General features: G+C 49.5%; 1 rRNA gene. It reads left to right on the top strand.

Annotation, left to right across the window (positions count from 1 at the left end):
• Positions 1-76 precede the first annotated feature (76 nt).
• Positions 77-2,500: ribosomal RNA gene (locus tag RF007C_RS10760) — 23S ribosomal RNA — on the top strand; the annotation flags it as partial.

Here is a 2,500-nt window from a genome sequence, read left to right as displayed (position 1 = left end):
AAAATTATCGGGTAAAAAACTACAAGTATTTATGAATTAACAATTCATAACGAGAACTCAGAAACATGAAGCAAATGGTAAAGCTAAAAAGAGCGCAGGGCGAATGCCTTGGCATTGGGAGCCGATGAAGGACGTGATTAACTGCGATAAGCTGCGGGGAGTGGTAAGTACACTTTGATCCGCAGATTTCCGAATGGAGCAATCCGGCTGAGCAAACCTCAGTCATCATATACTGAATCAAATAGGTATATGAGGGAAACCGCCTGAACTGAAACATCTAAGTAGGGCGAGGAAGAGAAATCAACCGAGATTTCCTAAGTAGTGGCGAGCGAACGGGAAAGAGGCCAAACCGAGAGAAGCAATTCTTTCGGGGTTACGGACTGCATTTAGTATTGACCGATCTTAACTGAACTGTATGGGAAGGCAGACCGAAGAGCGTGAGAGTCGCGTAAGTGAAAAGAAAAGTCAGCGAGCAGGATCCAGAGTACCGCCGGACACGTGAAACCCGGTGGGAAGTCGGGGGGACCACCCTCCAAGCCTAAATACTACCCAATGACCGATAGTGAATAAGTACTGTGAAGGAAAGGTGAAAAGAACCCCGGGAGGGGAGTGAAAGAGAACCTGAAACCCTGTGCTTACAAGCACATAGAGCACATCAAAGTGTGATATGGTACCTTTTGTAGAATGGTCCGGCGAGTTATGATATGCAGCAAGGTTAAGGACTTAAGGTCTGGAGCCGAAGCGAGAGCAAGTCTTAATAGGGCGTCAAGTTGTATGTCATAGACCCGAAACCGGGTGACCTAGCCATGTCCAGGCTGAAGTGGAGGTAAAGCTCCATGGAGGGCCGAACCGACCCCCGTTGAAAAGGTGGCGGATGAGGTGTGGCTAGCGGAGAAATTCCAATCGAACCCGGATATAGCTGGTTCTCCCCGAAATAGCTTTAGGGCTAGCGTTGTATATGATTACCGGAGGTAAAGCACTGAATTGGCTAGGGGCCGAGAGGTTACTGAACCATATCAAACTAAGAATGCCGGATAATTTAAGTACAGCAGTCAGACTACGTGAGATAAGTCTCGTGGTCGAAAGGGAAACAGCCCAGACCCACAGCTAAGGTCCCGAAATACGTTTAAGTGGAGAAGGATGTGGAGTTGCACAGACAACCAGGATGTTGGCTTAGAAGCAGCCACTCATTAAAAGAGTGCGTAATAGCTCACTGGTCGAGTGACTCTGCGCCGAAAATTCAACGGGGCTAAAACGTATACCGAAGCTTGGGCTTGTACAGCAATGTACAGGGGTAGGGGAGCGTTGTGTAAGAGGAGAAGTCATAGCGGAAGCGGTGGTGGATTTTACACAAGTGAGAATGCCGGAATGAGTAGCGAGAATTATGTGAGAATCATAATGGCCGAAAGTCTAAGGTTTTAGAAGGAAGGTTCGTCCGCTTCTAGTAAGCCGGGAGCTAAGGTGAGGCCGAAAGGCGTAACCGATGCACATACGGTAGAAATTCCGTAGCCTCCATAGATTTAAGCACAGGGACACTTTTGAAGGGTTTAGCCGGGCGATGGTTGCCCCGGTCGTAAGGGACTGCGAATGAGCGGGAAGTAAACTTGGAAGAAGGCGAGAAAAGCTGTGTGTATAGAAGATGGAGCCCGTACCGCAAACCGACACAGGTAGACAGGAAGAAGATTCTAAGGCCAACGGGAGAAGGGTTGTTAAGGAACTCGGCAAGTTGACCCCGTAACTTAGGGAGAAGGGGTGCTCTTTAATAGAGCCGCAGAGAATAGGCCCAAGCGACTGTTTAGCAAAAACACAGCTCTATGCTAAATCGAAAGATGACGTATATGGGGTGACACCTGCCCGGTGCCGGAAGGTTAAGAGGAGGAGTGAGAGCTCTGAATTGAAGCCCCGGTAAACGGCGGCCGTAACTATAACGGTCCTAAGGTAGCGAAATTCCTTGTCAGGTAAGTTCTGACCCGCACGAATGGTGTAACGATTTGGGCACTGTCTCAACAACCCGCCCGGCGAAATTGTAGTACCGGTGAAGATGCCGGTTACCCGCGACTAGACGGAAAGACCCCATGGAGCTTCACTGTAGCTTAATATTGGATTTCGGTATTTCATGTACAGGATAGGTGGGAGACTGGGAAGTCAGGGCGTCAGCTTTGATGGAGTCAACCTTGGGATACCACTCTTGAGGTGCTGGAATTCTAACCTGTGGCTCTGAATCGAGTCAGGGGACATTGTTAGGTGGGCAGTTTGACTGGGGCGGTCGCCTCCTAAAAGGTAACGGAGGCGCTCAAAGGTTCTCTCAGCATGGATGGAAACCATGCTTTTGAGTGTAAACGCATAAGGGAGCCTAACTGCGAGACTGACGGGTCGAGCAGTAACGAAAGTTGGAGTTAGTGATCCGGCGGTATGTGAGTGGAAATGCCGTCGCTCAACGGATAAAAGCTACCCTGGGGATAACAGGCTGATCTCCCCCAAGAGTCCACATCGACGGGGA

Origin of the sequence: Ruminococcus flavefaciens 007c, from assembly GCF_000571935.1 — a bacterium.
Classification (GTDB): Bacteria; Bacillota; Clostridia; order Oscillospirales; family Ruminococcaceae; genus Ruminococcus; species Ruminococcus flavefaciens_F.
This window is presented reverse-complemented; position numbering and strand designations above follow the sequence as displayed.